Source organism: Arthrobacter paludis (assembly GCF_056782315.1).
Genome location: NZ_JBXAEW010000008.1, coordinates 130,623 through 146,592, shown reverse-complemented (window position 1 = coordinate 146,592; position 15,970 = coordinate 130,623). Strand labels below are relative to the sequence as shown.

18 protein-coding genes are annotated in these 15,970 nt (G+C 74.9%); 2 read left to right on the top strand and 16 right to left on the bottom strand.

Features of this window, described 5'->3' with window-relative positions; genetic code table 11:
• Positions 1 to 11: 11 nt before the first annotated feature.
• Genes AC1Q5D_RS08725 through AC1Q5D_RS08695 form a run of 7 tightly spaced genes read right to left on the bottom strand, consistent with a single transcriptional unit; the run spans position 12 to position 4,722 of the window.
• Positions 12 to 470, bottom strand: coding sequence for a molybdenum cofactor biosynthesis protein MoaE (locus tag AC1Q5D_RS08725; protein WP_481738193.1), 459 nt, complete (start codon positions 468 to 470; stop codon positions 12 to 14).
• On the bottom strand, positions 460 to 960 hold the full coding sequence (locus tag AC1Q5D_RS08720) for a MogA/MoaB family molybdenum cofactor biosynthesis protein (protein WP_481738192.1): 501 nt from the start codon (positions 958 to 960) through the stop codon (positions 460 to 462). The genes AC1Q5D_RS08725 and AC1Q5D_RS08720 overlap by 11 nt, the downstream gene beginning before the upstream one ends.
• A complete protein-coding gene (gene moaC, locus AC1Q5D_RS08715) occupies positions 957 to 1,394 on the bottom strand; it encodes a cyclic pyranopterin monophosphate synthase MoaC (RefSeq protein ID WP_481738229.1) in 438 nt (145 codons plus the stop codon). The genes AC1Q5D_RS08720 and moaC overlap by 4 nt, the downstream gene beginning before the upstream one ends.
• Positions 1,395 to 1,441: 47 nt before the next feature.
• The gene (locus tag AC1Q5D_RS08710) at positions 1,442 to 2,722 is read right to left on the bottom strand and encodes a molybdopterin molybdotransferase MoeA (RefSeq protein ID WP_481738191.1); all 1,281 of its coding nucleotides are present in this window, start codon (positions 2,720 to 2,722) and stop codon (positions 1,442 to 1,444) included.
• Between the two features lie 10 nt (positions 2,723 to 2,732).
• Complete coding sequence (locus AC1Q5D_RS08705; protein WP_481738190.1) at positions 2,733 to 3,563, bottom strand: molybdate ABC transporter permease subunit; 831 nt, start codon at positions 3,561 to 3,563, stop codon at positions 2,733 to 2,735.
• Positions 3,560 to 4,324 carry a molybdate ABC transporter substrate-binding protein gene (modA, locus tag AC1Q5D_RS08700; protein WP_481738189.1) on the bottom strand — a complete coding sequence of 255 codons (765 nt, stop codon included), beginning with the start codon at positions 4,322 to 4,324 and terminating at the stop codon, positions 3,560 to 3,562. Before modA ends, AC1Q5D_RS08705 begins: the two co-directional genes overlap by 4 nt.
• Entirely contained in the window at positions 4,321 to 4,722 is a 402-nt protein-coding gene (locus AC1Q5D_RS08695) for a TOBE domain-containing protein (RefSeq protein WP_481738188.1), read from the bottom strand. The genes modA and AC1Q5D_RS08695 overlap by 4 nt, the downstream gene beginning before the upstream one ends.
• A gap of 122 nt (positions 4,723 to 4,844) precedes the next feature.
• On the opposite strand from AC1Q5D_RS08695, the gene moaA reads away from it, so the two are divergent.
• Positions 4,845 to 5,915, top strand: a complete 1,071-nt coding sequence (gene moaA / locus AC1Q5D_RS08690) for a GTP 3',8-cyclase MoaA (protein ID WP_481738228.1) — start codon at positions 4,845 to 4,847, stop codon at positions 5,913 to 5,915.
• Entirely contained in the window at positions 5,916 to 6,260 is a 345-nt protein-coding gene (locus tag AC1Q5D_RS08685) for a MoaD/ThiS family protein (RefSeq protein WP_481738187.1), read from the top strand. It begins immediately after the preceding gene.
• 139 nt (positions 6,261 to 6,399) lie between these two features.
• Here AC1Q5D_RS08685 and AC1Q5D_RS08680 read toward each other — a convergent pair whose 3' ends face one another.
• From AC1Q5D_RS08680 to truB, 9 genes are all read right to left on the bottom strand, one after another.
• Complete coding sequence (locus AC1Q5D_RS08680) at positions 6,400 to 7,908, bottom strand: alanine/glycine:cation symporter family protein (protein WP_481738186.1); 1,509 nt, start codon at positions 7,906 to 7,908, stop codon at positions 6,400 to 6,402.
• A gap of 116 nt (positions 7,909 to 8,024) precedes the next feature.
• Positions 8,025 to 9,428 carry a M16 family metallopeptidase gene (locus AC1Q5D_RS08675; RefSeq protein ID WP_481738185.1) on the bottom strand — a complete coding sequence of 468 codons (1,404 nt, stop codon included), beginning with the start codon at positions 9,426 to 9,428 and terminating at the stop codon, positions 8,025 to 8,027.
• Positions 9,429 to 9,441: 13 nt separating this feature from the next.
• Positions 9,442 to 11,673 carry a polyribonucleotide nucleotidyltransferase gene (locus tag AC1Q5D_RS08670; protein WP_481738184.1) on the bottom strand — a complete coding sequence of 744 codons (2,232 nt, stop codon included), beginning with the start codon at positions 11,671 to 11,673 and terminating at the stop codon, positions 9,442 to 9,444.
• A gap of 245 nt (positions 11,674 to 11,918) precedes the next feature.
• Entirely contained in the window at positions 11,919 to 12,188 is a 270-nt protein-coding gene (gene rpsO, locus AC1Q5D_RS08665) for a 30S ribosomal protein S15 (protein WP_481738183.1), read from the bottom strand.
• 101 nt (positions 12,189 to 12,289) lie between these two features.
• Positions 12,290 to 13,114: a class I SAM-dependent methyltransferase gene (locus AC1Q5D_RS08660; protein WP_481738182.1), complete on the bottom strand. Its 825-nt coding sequence runs from the start codon at positions 13,112 to 13,114 to the stop codon at positions 12,290 to 12,292.
• Positions 13,107 to 14,066, bottom strand: a complete 960-nt coding sequence (locus AC1Q5D_RS08655) for a bifunctional riboflavin kinase/FAD synthetase (protein WP_481738181.1) — start codon at positions 14,064 to 14,066, stop codon at positions 13,107 to 13,109. Before AC1Q5D_RS08655 ends, AC1Q5D_RS08660 begins: the two co-directional genes overlap by 8 nt.
• A 68-nt stretch (positions 14,067 to 14,134) precedes the next feature.
• Positions 14,135 to 14,587 (bottom strand): hypothetical protein, encoded by a 453-nt coding sequence (locus AC1Q5D_RS08650; protein WP_481738180.1) that lies wholly within the window; start codon positions 14,585 to 14,587, stop codon positions 14,135 to 14,137.
• Positions 14,584 to 14,955: a hypothetical protein gene (locus AC1Q5D_RS08645; RefSeq protein WP_481738179.1), complete on the bottom strand. Its 372-nt coding sequence runs from the start codon at positions 14,953 to 14,955 to the stop codon at positions 14,584 to 14,586. The genes AC1Q5D_RS08650 and AC1Q5D_RS08645 overlap by 4 nt, the downstream gene beginning before the upstream one ends.
• A 54-nt stretch (positions 14,956 to 15,009) precedes the next feature.
• Positions 15,010 to 15,918, bottom strand: a complete 909-nt coding sequence (gene truB, locus AC1Q5D_RS08640; RefSeq protein WP_481738178.1) for a tRNA pseudouridine(55) synthase TruB — start codon at positions 15,916 to 15,918, stop codon at positions 15,010 to 15,012.
• Between the last annotated feature and the right edge of the window lie 52 nt (positions 15,919 to 15,970).

The following is a 15,970-nucleotide window of genomic DNA, read 5'->3' as shown; positions in this document are numbered from 1 at the left end:
GACTATCGCCGTCAGGCGATGCCGACCCACTCGGTGCCGCCGTCGTCGAAGTGCTGTTCCTTCCACACCGGGATCCCGTGCTTGACGGACTCGACCAGATCGCGGCACGCGTCGAAGGCCTCCCCGCGGTGGGCGGCCGCCGCGGCGGCGACCAGCGCGCTGTCGCCGATGGCGAGCGGGCCGATCCGGTGCGCCGCCCACAGTCGGGTGCCCGGGTGCCGCTCGGCGACCCCCGCGGCGATCTCGCGGATCCGCTCCCCCGCGCTCGGGTGGGCGGTGTAGGTCAGCCGCTCGACGCCGCGGCCCCCGTCGTGGTTGCGCACCACTCCACCGAACGTGACGACGGCGCCGGTGGCCGGGGTCTCCACGGCGTCCCACGCGGTGGCCGCGTCGATCGGGTCCGTGCCCACGGCCGCGTGCACGACGGTGCCCGCCGCCGCCTCCGGGGAGTCCTTGCCCTCAGTGCCCATGTCCGCCCTCCAGTTGCTCGCAGATGTGTCCGATGACCGGGTCCAGCACGGCCAGCGCGTCCATGACGCCGCGCGGGGACCCGGGAAGGTTGGCCACGAAGGTGGCCCCGGCCGTGCCCGCGATCCCGCGGGAGAGGACCGCGTGCGGCGTCTTGGAGAGGCCGGCGGCGCGCACGGCCTCCATGACGCCCGGGACCTCCCGCTCCAGGAGGGGGCGGGTCTGTTCCGGCGTCGCGTCGTCGGGCGCCAGCCCGGTGCCCCCCGAGGTCAGCACGACGCGCGGCGCGGTGACCAGGATCGCGCGCAGGGCCGCGCCGACGGCGTCGCCGTCGGGCACGACGACCGGCGCCGCGACGTCGAAGCCGTGCTCGGCCAGCCAGTCCCGGATGACCGGCGCGCTCCGGTCCTCGTACACGCCGGCGGCGGCCCGGGTGGAGGCGATGAGGATGGCGGCCCGCCGGGGGCCGGCCGCGGGTTCGCAGCCGCTCACGCGTCCACCGCCCAGTCCCCGCTCTTGCCGCCGGACTTGGCCAGGACGCGCGTGTCCGTGATGGCCGCGTGCTTGTCCACGGCCTTGACCATGTCGTAGAGCGCCAGGGCGGCGACGCTGGCCGCCGTGAGCGCCTCCATCTCGACGCCCGTGACCCCGCGGGTGCGCACGGTGGCCGTGATGGCGACGGTGCCGGCCGCGGCGTCGGGGACGAGGTCGACGGCGACCTTGGACAGCGGCAGCGGGTGGCACAGGGGCACCAGGTCGGGCGTGCGCTTGGCCGCCATGATCCCGGCGACGCGGGCGACGGCGAGGGCGTCTCCCTTGGGCAGCTGCCCGTCGGCGAGCAGGCGCACCGTCTCGGGCGTCGTGGCCAACACGGAGCGGGCGGTCGCCTCGCGCGTCGTCTCGGCCTTGTCCGAGACGTCGACCATGTGGGCGGTCCCGTCCGCGCGGACGTGGGTGAGCTTGGGGTTCTCGGTCACGGGGCGTCTCCGATCAGCAGGGTGGTGGCGTGGTCCCCGGCGGCCAGGGAGGTGGCCTCCTCGGGGACGAGGACAAGGGCGTTGGCACGCGCCAGCGCGTGGAGCAGGTGCGAGGAGGGTCCTCCGACGGGGCGTACCGTGCCGTCCGCGTAGTGGGCGCGCCGGGCCTGGAGCTTGCCGCTCGGGGAGCCCTCGAGTGGCTCGGCGAGGCGGGCCGCGACGGTGGGCCGGGGGGCGAACCCCAGTTCCGCGGCCAGGACGGGGCGCAGCAGGAGCTCGAAGGAGACGGCCCCGCTGACCGGGTTGCCCGGGAAGGCGACGAGGGGCACGGGCGGCGCCCCGGGCAGCGTCAGCGTGCCGGCGCCCTGCGGTCCGCCGGGCTGCAGCGCGACGGAGCCGAACGCCACGCCGTGCCCGGCCAGGGACTGGCGCACGACCTCGTAGGCGCCCTGGCTGATTCCCCCGCTGGTGACCACGAGGTCGGCCGGGCCGTCGGCGAGGGCGGCGGCCAGGGTCTGCGTGAACGCCGCGACGGAGTCGGTGCTGGGCGTGGCGGGGCGCACGGCGAGGCCCGCCTCGGCGAGCAGGCCGGCGAGGAGCGTGGTGTTGGCGTCGTGCAACTGGCCGGGGGCCAGGTCGGCGCCGGGCGGGGCGACCTCGTCCCCGGTGGCGAGCAGGACGGCCGTGGGCCGGCGGCGCACCTCCAGCGCGGGGATCCCGAGGGCCGCGGCGAGGCCCAGGTGCCGGGCGGCCAGGCGGGTGCCGGCGGGCAGGGCGACCGCGCCCGCGGCGATGTCGCTGCCGGCGCGGCGGATGAACCTCCCGGGCGCCACGCCGGCGGGCAGGCGGACGCGGGCCGGCGTCCCGGGGTCCGGGAAGGCCGGCGGGTCGGCCTCCTCGACGGGCACGACGGCGTCGGCCCCGTCCGGGAGCATCGCCCCGGTCATGATGGGGGCCGCCGTCCCCGGGGCGAGGGCGGGCGCCGGGCGCCCGGCCGGGATCGGGGCGGCCACCTCCAGCACGGCCCGCCCGCCGCCTCCCCCGCGGCCGCCGTCGCCCGCCGGGTCCAGGTCGGCGGTGCGCACGGCGTACCCGTCCATCTGCGAGTTGTCGAAGCCGGGCAGCGGGCGCGGGGCCGCCAGGTCCGAGGCCAGGACGCGGCCGGCGCACCCGGCCAGCTCGAGCCGCTCGGTGCCGGGACGCGAGGCGATCCCGGCCAGCAGCGCGCCCAGGGCGGCGCGGTGTTCGGCGGCGGTGCGCCGGAAGTCCGGTTCCATGCAGACCATCCTAGGAGTCCCGCCGGCCCGCGAGGGCCCGCACCCCGGCGCCGGCCAGCCCGAGCACGCCCAGGTACAGGGCGATGAGCATCAGGCTGATGCCGAGGGCCGCCTCGGGGTCGTTCGAGTTCAGGGAGAGCTCGATCTGCAGCGGCAGCGTGCGGGTGGCGCCGGCGACGGATCCGGCGAACGTGATGGTCGCCCCGTACTCCCCCAGCGAACGGGCGAACGCGAGCAGCGTGCCGACCAGCAGCCCGGGGGCGGCCAGCGGCAGCGTGATGTGCCGCAGGACCTGCCACGGGCCGGCCCCGGCGGTGGCCGCGGAGAGCTCCAGGTCCTCGTCGACGGCCTCGATGCTGCCCAGCGCGGCGAGGGTGAAGAACGGCAGCGACACGAAGACCTGGACCAGCACGACGGCGGCGGGGGTGAAGCCCACGGCGAGCCCCGCCTGCTCCAGCAGCCGCCCGGCGGCGCCCTGCCGGCCCCAGAAGTAGAGCAGGGCCAGGCCGGAGACGACCGGGGAGAGCACCAGCGGCACCACGAGCACTCCGCGCACGGCCTGCAGCGCGGCCCCGCGCAGGCGGGAGGCGAGCACGGCCAGCGGGGTCCCGAGGGCCACGCACGCGGCGGTGGAGACGGCGGAGGTGGCCAGCGACAGGCGCAGGGACTCCCGGGCCTCGGGGCGGGCGAGGACCCCCGGAAGCCCGGGCCAGTCGGCGGCGGCCACGAGGGCGACCAGCGGGCCGGCCAGCAGGGCGAGCGCCAGGGCGGCGGGGCCCCACAGCCACCGCGGCGTCGTGGCCCGCCGCAGCCGCGGCGGGTGGCTCCGGCGGCCCGTCACGGGCGCCCGAACCCGGCGTCCCCGAGGATCCGCCCGGCCTCGGGGCCGGTGAGCCAGCGGGCGAATCTGCGGGCCGCCGGCGGGGCGTCGCGGGCGACGAGGACCGGGTACGCGTTGGGTTCCGCCCCGGGCAGCGGGAGCGCCCGCACGGCGTCCCCGGCCGCGGCGGCGTCCGTCGCGTAGACGAACCCGGCGTCGACCTGCCCCGCCGCGACCTTCGCCAGGACCGCCCGGACGTTGTCCTCGGCGCTGGCGGTGCCCAGGGCGGTGCCCGTCGCCTCCAGCCAGGCGTGGGCTGACCGCCCGCACGGGACCTCCGGGGCGCAGACGGCCACGGTGTCCGACGGGTCCAGCTGCGCCGGGGAGCGCAGCGGCGACCCGGCGGGGACGGCGAGGACGAGCCGGTTCACGGCGGCGTCGCCGAGGTCCTCGTACGCCCCCGGGTCCGCGAGCGCGGCCGCGGCCTCGGGGTCCGCGGGCACGAGCACGTCCGGGGCCGGCCCGGCGTTCGCCTGCTGGACCAGCGTGGCCGAGGAGCCCAGGTTCGTGCGCACGCGCACCCCGTCCCCCGGGCCGTCCGCGTACGCGGCGGCCAACTGCGCGGCCACGTCCGTGAGGGACGACGCGGCGGAGAAGGCGACCACGCCGGAGCCGGCGCCGCCGTCGTCCTCCGCGCCGCCGGCCGGCACGCACCCGGCCAGGGCGAGGGCCGCGGCCGCCAGCGCCGCGCCTGCGGCGCGGCGGCGCGCCCCGGGGTTCACGGCCGGCCCTCCGTCTCGACGACGACGCTCGTGGACTTCACGACGGCCGTGGCCACGCGCCCCGGCTCGAGGCCCAGGTCGCGCACCGCCTCCGTGCTCATCAAGGAGACCACGCGGAACGGACCGCACTGCAGCTCGACCTGCGCCATGACCCGGTCCGCGAGCACGCTCGTGACGAGGCCGACGAACCGGTTGCGCGCCGAGCTGGACACGTCGGCGGGGTCCCGGGGGCCGGCCGAGCGCTCGCGCAGGTGCCGGGCGACGTCCGTGCCGTCGACGACGAGGCGCCCCGCCGCGTCCCGCGCGCTGCGCAGCTGGCCCGCCTCGGCCATGCGGCGGGCGGTGTCCGTCGAGACCCCGAGGAAGCGCGCCGCCTCGGAAAGGCGCAAATGAGACATGGAATCAGGATAGGCGCCGCAGGTGCGGCGATCTAGGGACCGGCCCCCGGGGCGTGGACTAGGCTTTCAGCATGGAACCGCACCCCGCGCACCCCGCCGCCGGCGGGCCCGTGGGACTCGGCATGCCCGCCGTGCGCGGGGCCGAGCCGGAGCCCGCCCCGGCGCACCTGCCCGGCCTGCCGGACCGCTTCGGCCGCACCGCCACGGACCTGCGCATTTCCCTCATCGACAAGTGCAACCTGCGCTGCACCTACTGCATGCCCGCGGACGGGCTCGCCTGGCTGCCGAAGGACCGGCTGCTCGGCCGCGACGAGGTCCTGCGGCTCGTGCGCATCGGCGTGCGGGACCTCGGCGTGCGCGAGCTGCGCCTCACGGGCGGCGAGCCGCTCGTGCGGGCGGACCTGGCGGAGATCGTCGCCGGGATCCGCGCCGAGCACCCGGACCTCCCGGTCTCCCTGACCACGAACGGGGTGGGTCTCGCGGCGAAGGCGGCCGCCCTCGCCGCCGCGGGCCTGACGCGGATCAACGTCTCGCTGGACACGCTGCACGCGGGCACGTTCGAGCGGATCACCCGCCGCCGCCACCTGGACGCCGTCCTGGCCGGCATCGACGCCGCGCTCGAGGCCGGGCTGCGCCCGGTCAAGGTCAACGCCGTCCTGATGCGCGGCGTCAACGAGGAGGAGGCGCCGGGGCTGCTCGCCTGGGCGCTGCGCCGCGGCCTGGAGCTGCGGTTCATCGAGCAGATGCCACTGGACGCCGACCACGGCTGGCAGCGCGCCAACATGGTCACCGCCGCGGACACGCGCGCGCTCCTGGGCCGGGACTTCGTCCTCTCCCCCGACGACCGGGCCCGCGACGGCGCGCCCGCGGAGCGCTTCCACGTCGCGGCCCGCTCCGCGCCGTCCGAGGTCCTCGGCACGGTCGGCATCATCGCCTCCGTCACCGAGCCGTTCTGCGCAGACTGCCGGCGCACCCGCATCACCGCGGAGGGCCGCGTCATGAGCTGCCTCTTCTCGCGGGAGGAAACCGACCTGTCGCAGCTGCTCCGTTCCGGGGCCCCCGACGCGGCGGTCGCGCAGCGGTGGCGGGCGGCGATGTGGGCGAAGCCGAAGGCCCACGGCATGGACCACACGGGGCTGGGCGACGAGGACTTCGTCCAGCCGGACCGCTCCATGAGCGCGATCGGAGGATAGGTGAGGATCAGGTACTTCGCGGCCGCCGCCGCGGCCGTGGGCACGGACGAGGAGACGGTGCCGCTGGCCGCGCTGGCCGGGGACCCGACGCTGGCCGGACTGGTCGGGCACCTGGGCGCCAGGGACGCCGCCGGCGCCGCGGACGGGGCCGGGGACGGCCCGGGCACCGGCACCGGCCCCCGCGGGGCGGGGGCCGCCGTCGCGGTGCGGCGTTCCGCTCCCCCGCTGCGCACGGTGCTGTCCCGCTCGAGCTTCCTGGTCAACGCCATCGCCGAGCGCGACCTGCACCGCCCGCTGGCGGACACGGACACGGTGGACGTGCTCCCGCCCTTCGCGGGCGGGTAGGCGCGGCCGGCCCCGCCCCGGCCGCAGCGTTCCGGCGTGGGCGGCCCGCCGGCGGCACTGCGGCGACAGGCGTGCGGCGACAGCGCGAAGGCGGCCGCCCCCGTGGGGCGGCCGCCTTCGTCGTGCGGGCGGGTGCGGCCTACTGGCGGCTGGCCGAGTCGCCCACGGGGTAGCGGTGGCTGGAGCCGACGACGTCGCCGGCCTTCCACTGCGCCCAGTCCGGGCGGTCCCGCATGAACTCCTCGATCTCGTCCCTGGTGGCCTCGAGCTTGGGGTCGTGCTTGAGGTAGTGGCGCGTCTCGCGGGCGATGAGCCCGGACAGCACGATCAGGCCGATCAGGTTGGGCAGCGCCATCAGGCCGTTCATGACGTCCGAGAAGGCCCAGACCACGCCCAGCTGGACGGTGCAGCCGATGTAGACGATCAGCGAGAAGAGCACGCGGAACGGCATGACGGCCCGGCGGCCGAAGAGGCGCTCGACGTTGCGCTCGCCGTAGTAGCTCCAGCCGAGGATCGTGGAGAAGGCGAACATGATCAGGCCGACGGTGACGATCCAGTGCCCCCAGTCGCCCGGCAGGCCGTGGGCGAACGCCTGGCCGGTCATCAGGGCGGCGGAGAGCTGCTCGCCCGTGGCGGCGTCGACGTCGTCCCAGACCCCGGTGGTGATGATGACCAGGCCCGTGCAGGTGACGACGATGATGGTGTCGATGAACGTCTGCGTCATGGACACGAGGCCCTGGCGGACGGGGTGGCTGGTCTGGGCGGCGGCCGCGGCGATCGCGGCCGAGCCCAGGCCGGACTCGTTGGAGAACAGGCCGCGGGCCACGCCGTACTGCACGGCGATGATGACGGCCGAGCCGGCGAAGCCGCCGACGGCGGACGTCCCGGTGAACGCGTCGCTGAAGACGAGGCCGAGCGCGGCGGGGACGCCGCCGATGTTGCTCAGCAGGATGTAGAGGGCGCCCAGGACGTAGAAGACGATCATGACCGGAACGAGGCCGGCCGTGACGCGGCCGATGGACTTGATTCCGCCGACCAGGACCACGAGCGCCAGGACGGTCAGCACGAGGCCGGTCACCCAGGTGGGGACGCCGAAGCTGTTCTCGGCGTTGGAGGCGATCGCGTTGCCCTGGGTCATGTTGCCGATGCCGAAGGACGCCAGCGTGGCGGCGATCGCGAAGAACAGGGCCAGGAACTTGCCGAAGGGACCGCGGATGCCGCGCTCGAGGTAGTACTGGGGGCCGCCGGACTTCTCGCCGGCGGCGTCGGTGCCGCGGAAGCGGACGCCGAGGTACGCCTCGGAGTACTTCGACGCCATGCCGAGCAGCGCGGTGATCCACATCCAGAACAGCGCCCCGGGGCCGCCGATGCCGATGGCCGTGGCCACGCCGACGATGTTGCCGGTGCCCACCGTCGCGGCCAGCGCCGTCGTCAGGGCCTGGAACTGCGAGATGTCGCCCTCGCTCCCGGCGTCCTTGCGCTTGAGGATGCCGAGGCGAAGCGCCGGGCCGAGCCGCAGGAACTGCAGGCCGCCAAGGCGGATGGTCAGGTACAGGCCCGTGCCGAGCAGCAGCGGAATGAGCAGGAACGGTCCCCAGACGACACTTGAAATGTCGCCCAGGACCGTTTCCACGGCGGTCCAATCCATTGGAGGTTCCCTCTCGAGGTGTAGGTCGATCCACCTGCGGCAGTGATCGGTGCCACAGGCAGTGCAAGACTACCCCCGGGGCCGGGCGCGACGCGACGACCCGCCGGAGCCGGCGCCTACCTTGCGAAATCCTCCGGGGAGTCGAACGGCCCGACCACGGTCGCGGTGCGCGGGCGCCCGGCCAGTTCGGCCGCCAGGGCACGGACGTCCTCGCGCGTCACGGCCCGGATGCGGGCCAGGGACTCGTCGATGTCGTGGAACTCGCCGATGACCAGCTCGGCGCGGCCCAGGCGGGACATGCGCGACCCGGGGTCCTCGAGGGCGAGCACCATGCCGCCGGACAGCTGGCCGACCGCCTTGCGCAGCTCGGCCTCCGTGATCCCGCCGTCGGCGAGCCGGTCCAGCTCGTCGCCGAGCAGTCCGAGCACCTGGCCGGTCTTGGCCGGGGAGCACCCGGCGTACATGCCGAAGTAGCCCGCGTCCGAGTACGAGGCCGAGAACGAGTACGTGTTGTAGGCCAGCCCGCGCTTCTCCCGCACCTCCTGGAACAGGCGTGAGGACATCCCCCCGCCCAGCACGGCGTTGAGCACGCTCATGGTGTGCCGCCGGGGGTCCGTGGCGACGATCCCGGGGCAGCCGACGACGATGTTCGCCTGCTCGACGGGCCTCCGGATCACGTCGATCGTGTGCTGCCCGCGGATCTCCGCCGGGGCGGTGGAGCGGCGCGGGGTCGGCGCGGCCCCGGGGGCCAGGTCCCACCCGGCGGCCTCGAGGGCGTCGAGCACGCCGCGGCAGACCTCGTCGTGGTCGAGGGACCCCGCGGCGGTGACGACGAGCTCGTCCGGCCGGTAGTACCGCCGGTAGTGCGCCAGCACCTGCTCGCGGCCGATCCCGTTGATCGCCTCGGGCGTGCCCCCGATGGGCCGGGCCAGGGCGTGCTCGCCGAGGACGGCCGCGGTGAACTTCTCGTGGGCGACGTCGCCGGGGTCGTCGCCGTCCATGGCGAGCTCCTCGAGGATGACGCCCCGCTCCTGCTCGAGCTCGCGGGCGTCGAGCACCGCGGAGGTCACCATGTCGGCGATGACGTCGATCGCCAGCGGCAGATCCGAGTCGAGGACCCGGGCGAAGTAGCAGGTGTTCTCCTTGGCGGTGGCGGCGTTGGACTCGCCGCCGACCTCGTCGAAGGCCGAGGCGATCTCCAGTGCGGAGCGCCGCGTGGTGCCCTTGAAGAGGAGGTGCTCCAGGAAGTGCGTCGAGCCGTGCTCGCCGGCGGCCTCGTCGCGGGAGCCGACGCCGATCCAGAACCCGATGGTGGCCGAGCGCTGGCCCGGCATCGCCTCGGTCAGGACACGGACGCCTCCAGGGAGGACGGAGCGGCGCACCAGCGCCCCTCCGGCCTCCCCGTGCACGATGGTCGGGTCCCCCGCCTCGATCGGGGCGTGCGCGCCGCCGGCGCGGGGACCCGCGACGGGGCCGCGCCAGGGCGCGGCCCCGTCCAGGGGCAGGGAAACCTTGGCCATCCGGACGCGGTGCCTACTCGCCGGCGGCCGCGGCCGCGGGCTCCTCCTCGGCCACGACGGGGGCCAGGGAGAGCTTGCCGCGGTCGTCCACCTTGGTGATCTCGACCTGGAGCTTCTGGCCCACGGAGACGACGTCCTCGACGTCGTCCACGCGCTTGCCGCCCGCGAGCTTGCGCAGCTCGGAGATGTGCAGCAGGCCGTCCTTGCCCGGGGTGAGGGACACGAAAGCGCCGAACGTCGTCAGCTTCACGACCGTGCCTAGGTAGCGCTCGCCCACCTCGGGGACCATCGGGTTGGCGATGGCGTTGATCGCGGCGCGGGCCGCGTCCGCGGACTCGCCGTCCGTCGCGCCGATGAGCACGGTGCCGTCGTCCTCGATGGAGATGTCGGCGCCGGTGTCCTCCTGGATCTGGTTGATCATCTTGCCCTTGGGGCCGATGACCTCGCCGATCTTGTCCACCGGGATCTTCAGGGAGATGATCCGCGGGGCGTACTCGCTCATCTCGTCCGGGCCGTCGATGGCCTGGTTGATCACGGACAGGATGTGCAGGCGCGCCTCGCGGGCCTGCTTCAGCGCGGCGGCCAGCACGGAGGCCGGGATGCCGTCGAGCTTGGTGTCCAGCTGGATCGCGGTGACGAACTCGGACGTGCCGGCGACCTTGAAGTCCATGTCGCCGAACGCGTCCTCGGCGCCCAGGATGTCGGTCAGGGCCGCGTAGCGGGTCTCGCCGTCGACCTGGTCCGAGACCAGGCCCATGGCGATGCCGGCCACCGGAGCGCGCAGCGGCACGCCGGCGTTCAGCAGCGAGAGCGTGGACGCGCAGACGGAGCCCATCGAGGTGGAGCCGTTGGAGCCCAGGGCCTCGGAGACCTGGCGGATCGCGTACGGGAACTCCTCGCGGCTGGGCAGCACCGGAACCATGGCGCGCTCGGCGAGGGCGCCGTGGCCGATCTCGCGGCGCTTCGGGGAGCCGACGCGGCCGGTCTCGCCGGTGGAGTACGGCGGGAAGTTGTAGTTGTGCATGTAGCGCTTGCGCGTCACCGGGGACAGCGAGTCGATCTGCTGCTCCATCTTGAGCATGTTCAGCGTGGTGACGCCCATGATCTGGGTCTCGCCGCGCTCGAAGATGGCGGAGCCGTGCACGCGCGGCAGGACCTCGACCTCGGCGGTGAGCCGGCGGATGTCGGTCAGCCCGCGGCCGTCGATGCGGACCTGCTCGGTGAGGATGCGCTGGCGCACGACCTGCTTGGTGACGGCCTGCACGGCCTTGGAGACCTCGCCCGCGCGGCCCTCGAACGGGGCGCCCTCGCCGGAGAGCTTCGCCACGACCTCGTCGCGCAGGTCGTCCGAGGTGTCGTCGCGCTCCTGCTTGTCGGCGATCGAGAAGATCGCCTTCAGGCGCTCGGCGGCCTCGCCCTCGACGGCCGCGTAGACGTCGTCCTGGTAGTCGCGGAAGACCGGGAACTCGACGGTCGGCTTGGCGGCGCGCCCGGCCAGGTCCGACTGCGCCTCGCAGAGCACGCGGATGAACGGCTTGGCGGCCTCGAGGCCCTCGGCCACGACCTCTTCGGTCGGGGCGGTGGCGCCGCGCTCCTTGATGAGCGTCCAGGCGTTGTCCGTGGCCTCGGCCTCGACCATCATGATCGCGATGTCGTCGCCGACGACGCGGCCCGCGACGACCATCGAGAAGACGGCGTCCTGGAGCTGCGAGTGCTTCGGGAAGGCGACCCACTGGGCGCCGTTGCCGTCGTCGACCAGGGCCACGCGCACGCCGCCGATGGGGCCGGAGAACGGCAGGCCGGACAGCTGCGTGGACATCGAGGAGGCGTTGATCGCCACGACGTCGTAGAGGTCGTCCGGGTTGATGGACAGGACCGTGACGACGACCTGGACCTCGTTGCGCAGGCCCTTGACGAACGCCGGGCGCAGCGGGCGGTCCATGAGGCGGCACGCGAGGATGGCCTCCGTGGAGGGGCGTCCCTCGCGGCGGAAGAAGCTGCCCGGGATGCGGCCCGCGGCGTACATGCGCTCCTCGACGTCGACCGTCAGCGGGAAGAAGTCGAAGCCCTCGCGGGGGTGCCGGCCGGCAGTGGTGGCCGAGAGCATGGACGTGTCCTCGTCGATCAGGACGAGGGCGGAGCCGGCGGCCTGCTGGGCGAGGCGGCCGGTCTCGAAGCGCACGGTGCGCTGGCCGAAGCGGCCGTTGTCGATGACGGCCTCTGAGAACTGGACTTGGCTCTCCATGAGCCCTCCCTTTCTGTGGGAGGCCGCGCGCATCGGCTCCGGTGTGGCCGGTGGCACCCGGTCTTCGATCGAGGCCCCCGGGCGGCGCCGGACGGCGCTCCCGGGACCCACTACCGAGGACCGCGAATGCCCGTGATGCGGGCGGCCCGGTGGGTGGTGTCTATTCGGTTGTCGGGACGGAGCGGTCCGTCCTGTGGGAGGGGGCGGGCCCCCGGCGCGTGGCCGGGGACCCGCCCCCGTTCCGGCTATCGACGCAGGCCGAGGCGCTCGATGAGCGAGCGGTAGCGTTCGATGTCGGTGTCCTTCAGGTAGCCAAGCATGCGACGGCGCCGGCCGACCAGGGCCATCAGGCCGCGGCGGGTGTGGTGGTCGTGCTTGTGCATCTTCAAGTGCTCCGTCAGGTCCGTGATGCGACGGGTCAGCACAGCGATCTGCACTTCCGGGGACCCGGTGTCGCCCTCGTGGGTGGCGTACTCCTTGATGATGTCCTGCTTGATGGCGGCGTCAAGTGCCACTGGAACTCCTCGAGTTGTACCGCGAACACGTTCGGGGCCGCGGACGCGGCCCCGGTGCCCTCCACCGCGGACTGCAGCGGGCACCGTTGACCAGTCTAGCATCAGGGCCTGTCCGCCCGGAGCGGGGCGCGCCACGCGTGCGTGGCGTACGGCAGGGCGACCGGCGCCCCCGCCGCGTGGCCGAGGTGCTCGTGCAGGTACCAGCGCAGGTTCGTCTCGACCCGCTCCCTGGTCTCCTCCCCCGCGCGCAGGTAGTAGCTGCGGCTGCGCGCCAGGTCCAGGATCGCCTCCGGGGTCGCGGGGTGCTCCCAGCGGAGGTGCAGCGGCTCGGGCGCGCCGAACGCGGGGCCGAGCGCGGGGGCGAACTCCGGGCGGTGGACGTCGCCGGCGTGCATGATGCGGGCCAGCCGGTGCACCCACGGAACGGTGACGTCGAGCTGGTTCCACACCAGCGCCAGCCGCCCGCCGGGCCTCAGGATCCGGGCGGCCTCGGCGGAGGCGGCCTGCGGTTCGACCCAGTGCCACGCCTGGGCGCAGAGGACGACGTCGAAGGCGGCGTCGGGCAGGCCGGTGTCCTCCGCCGTCGCCTCCACGGCCGGGACGCCGGGGAGGCGGCGCCGCAGGGCGCCCAGCATGTCCGTGGAGGGGTCGACGGCGGTGACGGCCACGCCGCGGCCCGCCACGGCGGCCGTGAGGATCCCGGTGCCGGCGCCGACGTCGGCCGCGTCGCGGGCCCCGGGCGGGAGCATGAAGTCGACGGCGGCCGCCGGGTAGCCGGGGCGCACGGCGTCGTAGTGCTCCGCGCCGGCCGCGTACGCGCCGCCGAGGCGGGCGCGGGCGGACGCGTCCAGTCCCCGGGAGCGGCCCGGCAGGTTGGGCGTGCGGGCCGCGGGCCGGCTGGCCGGGCCGCGGCGGGCGTCAGCCACGGGCGCGGTCGCCCGCCAGCACCTCGCGCGTGCGGGCGACGTCGTCGCGCATCTGCTCCACGAGCGCCTCGACGCCCCGGTACGCGACCATGGGCCGCAGCCGGGCGACGAACTCGACGTGGACCTGCTGGCCGTAGAGGTCGAACTCCTCGACGCCCTCGTCGGGCCGGTCGATCACGTGCGCCTCGACCTGCCGCGAGACGCCCTCGAACGTCGGGTTGGAGCCGACGGAGATCGCGGCGGGCCACTCGACGCCGGCCTCGTCGACCAGCCAGCCGGCGTAGACGCCGTCCGCGGGCACGATCCCGGTGGCCGTCGTGGACAGGTTCGCCGTCGGGAAGCCGAGCTCGCGGCCCCGCGCCGCCCCGTGGACCACCTCGCCGCGCATGCGGTGGGGCCGGCCCAGGATCTCCGCGGCCAGGTGCACGTCGCCGTTCTCGAGGCACTCCCGGATCCACGTGGAGGACCAGCGGCGTTCCTCGCCGATGTCCTCGATGCCCACCACCTCGAACCCGTACTTGGCGCCCAGCTCGACCATGGTGGCGAAGTCGCCGTGGTTGCCGCGGCCGAAGCGCACGTCGTGGCCGATGACGACGGCCACGGCGCCGAGCCGCTCGACGAACACCGTCCGGACGAACTCCTCGGCGCTGGCCTCGGCGAAGTCGAGCGTGTACTGGACCATCAGCAGCGCGTCGATGCCGGTCTCCGCAATGGTCTCCACGCGGTCCTCGACGCCCATGATCATCGGCGGGGACTGCTCGGGGCGGTGCACCTGGGCGGGGTGGGGGTCGAAGCTGATGGCGACGGCGGTGGCGCTGCGGCGCCGGGCCTCGGCCACGAGGCGCTCCAGGACCGCGCGGTGGCCCCGGTGGACGCCGTCGAAGTTCCCCAGGGTGACGACGGAGGGGCCATGGTCGGCGGGGACCGCCTCGAGGCCTTTCCAGTAGTGCACGGTGCTCCTTCGCAGTCGGGAGGGCGGGCGCCCGGTCTCCATTATGGACGCCGCGGCGGGGTCTCCGGTCAGGCCGCGCCGCGCGGGCGGTGGCGCAGCAGCCACCAGAGGCCGATGACGGGCAGCGCCAGCGGGACGTAGCCGTATCCGGAGCCGAAGTGCGACCACACGGCCGGATGGGAGAACAGGGCCGGCAGCGCATAGCTGAGCGCCCCGACGACGAGCACGCCGGCGAGTTCCACGAGCACGGCGGCCAGGGACAGGCGCCAGCTCCCGGGCCGGCGCGAGGCCAGTGCCAGCGTGGCCAGGATGTAGACGGCGGCGGCCAGGGCCGACAGGGAGTAGGCCAGCGGCGCCTCGGCGAACTTCGTGGCGATCTGGTAGCCGGCCCGGGCGGCGGACGAGAGCGCGAAGACCCCGTAGACCGCGATGATGATGCGCCCGAGGCCGGAGCGGCGGTCCCCCGCGCCCGGGCGGTCGCCTGCGCGGGCATCGGTGCGGGCGTGGTGCGGGGTGCTCATGCGGGGGCTCCGTCCCAGATCTGTTCCATGCGGTAGAGCATCACGAAGACGGTCGCGGCCGAGGCGGCCAGGACCGTGTTGGACCACCGGGTCTTGTCGGTGACGGCCCATGCGAAGGCGATGACGGGCACGATGAGGGCCGTGGCCTCGTAGCCCCAGAACTCCCACGCCTCCCCCGCGACGGCCTCGCCGCCGGCTTGGCGGACGGCGGCCGCGATCCCGTAGACGACCAGGAACAGCCACGTCGCGGCGGTGCCCAGGATGGCCAGGTCGTCCGGGTGGTCGCGGAGGATGGTGGCGATGACGCCCAGCAGGGCCGCCAGGGCGCAGATGGCGGCCCCGGCGACGAAGAACCCGTCGACAATCACGGTGGGCGGTGCCCCTTTCTGCGGCGCGCGGCCGCGGCTGGCGCCAGCGGGGCGCTAGGCGGTGGCGAAGACGATCTCGGGGCGGGCGTGGCTGCCGCGGTCGGCCAGCAGGGCCACGAGCGTCCCGTCGGGAGCGAACGCCGCCGTCGTCCCCCCGGTCCCCGTGGCGGCGATGCGCCGCCCGAACGAGAGCTCGGTGGTCTCCTCGGCGGAGAGCTCGCGGTGGGGGAACAGCACCCGGGCCGCCTCCTCGATCGGCAGCAGGCGGAAGTCCTCCGCGAGCTGGTCGAGCGTCGCGGCGGCGGAGATCGGGTACGGGCCGACGGCGGTGCGGCGCAGCGCCACGAGGTGCCCGCCGACGCCGAGCGCCTCCCCGAGGTCCCGGGCGAGCGCCCGGATGTACGTGCCGGAGGTGCACTCGACGGTCGCGTCCAGGTCGATGGTGCGCCCGCCGCGTCCCCGCCGGACGTCGTGGATCTCGAAGCGCCGCACGGTGACCGGTCGGGCCGGCAGGTCGACGTCCTCGCCCTTGCGCACGCGGGCGTAGGAGCGCTCTCCGCCGACCTTGATGGCGCTGACGGCGGAGGGGACCTGTTGGATGTCCCCGGTGAGCTCGGCGACGGCCGCGTCGATGTCCTTGCGGCCGACGGCGGCGGCGATGCGCCGCTCGGTCACCTCGCCCTCGGCGTCGTCGGTGACCGTCCGCTCGCCGAGCCGGATGGTGGTGGTGTACGTCTTGTCGCTGCCCACGATGTGGGTCAGCAGGCGGGTGGCCTTGTTGACGCCGACGACCAGGACGCCCGTGGCCATCGGGTCCAGGGTGCCGGCGTGGCCGACCTTGCGGGTCCCGGCCAGGCGGCGGATGCGGCCGACGACGTCGTGGCTCGTCCAGCCGGACGGCTTGTCGACGATGACCAGTCCCGAGCCGGTGGGGTGCGCGCGGTCCTCGGGGTGGTTTTTCACGCCCTCCAGTATAGGCGCCGGAAGCGGGGTGCCCGCACGGGCCGCCCCGGAC